1 rRNA gene is annotated in these 3,036 nt (G+C 48.3%); it reads left to right on the top strand.

The window, feature by feature from the left end:
• The first annotated feature begins 99 nt into the window (after window positions 1-99).
• Window positions 100-3,016 (top strand): 23S ribosomal RNA (locus FD26_RS10650).
• Window positions 3,017-3,036 lie beyond the last annotated feature (20 nt).

Below are 3,036 nucleotides of genomic sequence, written 5' to 3'. Positions count from 1 at the left end.
TCAAACTCGTACCTTGAAAACTGGATATTAAGAATTAATGAATTAAAGAAACACCGAAAACTGCGCGATAAAAATGGATGTATTTCCATATTTTGTCAAGATTAAGTTATAAAGGGCGCACGGTGGATGCCTAGACACTAGGAGCCGATGAAGGACGTAACTAACGACGATACGCCTCGGGGAGCTGTAAGTAAGCTTTGATCCGGGGATTTCCGAATGGGGGAACCCAAATATCGTAATGGATATTTACTTGTTTGTGAATACATAGCAATCAAGAGGAACACGCAATGAACTGAAACATCTAAGTAGTTGCAGGAAGAGAAAGAAATTCGATTCCCTGAGTAGCGGCGAGCGAAACGGGAATAGCCCAAACCAGAGAGCTTGCTCTCTGGGGTTGTAGGACTGATGTTGTGAGAACAAAAGGTAATGATAGTTGAACAAGCTGGAAAGCTTGGCCAAAGAGAGTGAAAGCCTCGTAAACGAAATCTGACCCACTCCATTCAGTATCCTGAGTACGGCGGAACACGAGAAACTCCGTCGGAATCTGGGAGGACCATCTCCCAAGGCTAAATACTCCCTAGTGATCGATAGTGAACCAGTACCGTGAGGGAAAGGTGAAAAGTACCCCGGAAGGGGAGTGAAATAGATCCTGAAACCGTGTGCCTACAAGTAGTGAGAGCCCGTTAATGGGTGATCGCGTGCCTTTTGTAGAATGAACCGGCGAGTTACGTTAACATGCAAGGTTAAGATGAAAAGTCGGAGCCGTAGCGAAAGCGAGTCTGAATAGGGCGACTAAGTATGTTGATGTAGACCCGAAACCAAGTGACCTACCCATGACCAGGTTGAAGATGCGGTAAAACGCATTGGAGGACCGAACCCGTGTATGTTGAAAAATGCTGGGATGAGTTGTGGGTAGCGGTGAAATTCCAAACGAACTTGGAGATAGCTGGTTCTCTCCGAAATAGCTTTAGGGTTAGCCTCGGGGATTAGGATTATGGAGGTAGAGCACTGTTTGGACTAGGGGCCCGTCTTGGGTTACTGAATTCAGATAAACTCCGAATACCATCAATCTATACCCGGGAGTCAGACGATGAGTGATAAGATCCACCGTCGAAAGGGAAACAGCCCAGATCACCAGTTAAGGTCCCAAAATTCATGCTAAGTGGAAAAGGATGTGGAAACGCATAGACAACTAGGATGTTGGCTTAGAAGCAGCCATTCATTCAAAGAGTGCGTAATAGCTCACTAGTCGAGTGATTCTGCGCCGAAAATGTACCGGGGCTAAGCATGATACCGAAACTGTGGATGTATCGTAAGATACGTGGTAGGAGAGCGTTGTAAGAGCATTGAAGCTGTACCGTGAGGAGCAGTGGAGTTCTTAGAAGTGAGAATGCCGGTATGAGTAACGAAAGACCAGTGAGAATCTGGTCGGCCGAAAGACTAAGGTTTCCTGGGGAAGGCTCGTCCTCCCAGGGTTAGTCGGGGCCTAAGATGAGACCGAGAGGTGTAATCGATGGATAACAGGTTGATATTCCTGTACTAGTTTATTTTGTTTGAACGATGGAAGGACGCAGGAGGATGATGTGTGCGCGCTGATGGATATGCGCGTCCAAGCAGTAAGTCTTGATATGAGTCAAATGCTTATATCTTTAAGGACAAGCTGTGATGGGGAGTGAAATTTTAGTAGCGAAGCACAGTAACTCACACTGCCGAGAAAAGTTCCTAGTTAGAAATAAACTACCCGTACCGCAAACCGACACAGGTAGTCGAGGAGAGTATCCTAAGGTCAGCGAGTGAACTCTCGTTAAGGAACTCGGCAAAATGACCCCGTAACTTCGGGAGAAGGGGTGCTGGTGTAACAGCCAGCCGCAGTGAATAGGCCCAAACAACTGTTTATCAAAAACACAGGTCTATGCTAAATCGTAAGATGACGTATATGGGCTGACGCCTGCCCGGTGCTGGAAGGTTAAGAGGATCAGTTAGCTTTTGCGAAGCTGAGAATTGAAGCCCCAGTAAACGGCGGCCGTAACTATAACGGTCCTAAGGTAGCGAAATTCCTTGTCGGGTAAGTTCCGACCCGCACGAAAGGCGTAATGATTTGGGCACTGTCTCAACGAGAGACTCGGTGAAATTATAATACCCGTGAAGATGCGGGTTACCCGCGACAGGACGGAAAGACCCCATGGAGCTTTACTGTAGCTTGATATTGAGTTTTTGTGTGACATGTACAGGATAGGTAGGAGCCATTGATTTCGGAACGCTAGTTTCGAAGGAGGCGTTGGTGGGATACTACCCTTGTTATATGAAAACTCTAACCTACATCGCTTAGCGCGGTGAGGGACAGTGTCTGGTGGGCAGTTTGACTGGGGCGGTCGCCTCCTAAAATGTAACGGAGGCGCTCAAAGGTTCGCTCAGAATGGTTGGAAATCATTCGCAGAGTGTAAACGTACAAGCGAGCTTGACTGCGAGACTGACAAGTCGAGCAGGGACGAAAGTCGGAGTTAGTGATCCGGTGGTACCATATGGAAGGGCCATCGCTCAACGGATAAAAGCTACCCTGGGGATAACAGGCTTATCTCCCCCAAGAGTTCACATCGACGGGGAGGTTTGGCACCTCGATGTCGGCTCATCGCATCCTGGGGCTGTAGTCGGTCCCAAGGGTTGGGCTGTTCGCCCATTAAAGCGGTACGCGAGCTGGGTTCAGAACGTCGTGAGACAGTTCGGTCCCTATCCGTCGCGGGCGTAGGAAATTTGAGAGGAGCTGTCCTTAGTACGAGAGGACCGGGATGGACATACCTCTGGTGTACCAGTTGTGCCGCCAGGCGCATCGCTGGGTAGCTACGTATGGAAGGGATAAACGCTGAAAGCATCTAAGTGTGAAGCCCCCCTCGAGATGAGATTTCCCATTCCTTTATGGAAGTAAGATCCGTTAGAGATTATGACGTAGATAGGCTGCGGGTGGAAGTGTAGCGATACATGGAGCTGAGCAGTACTAATAGATCGAGGACTTAATCGAGTAAAGAGTTTACAGCAGTT

This window comes from Companilactobacillus crustorum JCM 15951, from assembly GCF_001434585.1.
GTDB classification, from domain to species: domain Bacteria; phylum Bacillota; class Bacilli; order Lactobacillales; family Lactobacillaceae; genus Companilactobacillus; species Companilactobacillus crustorum.
The sequence above is the reverse complement of the archived record's forward strand: the minus strand, read 5'-3'. Positions and strand labels throughout refer to the sequence as shown.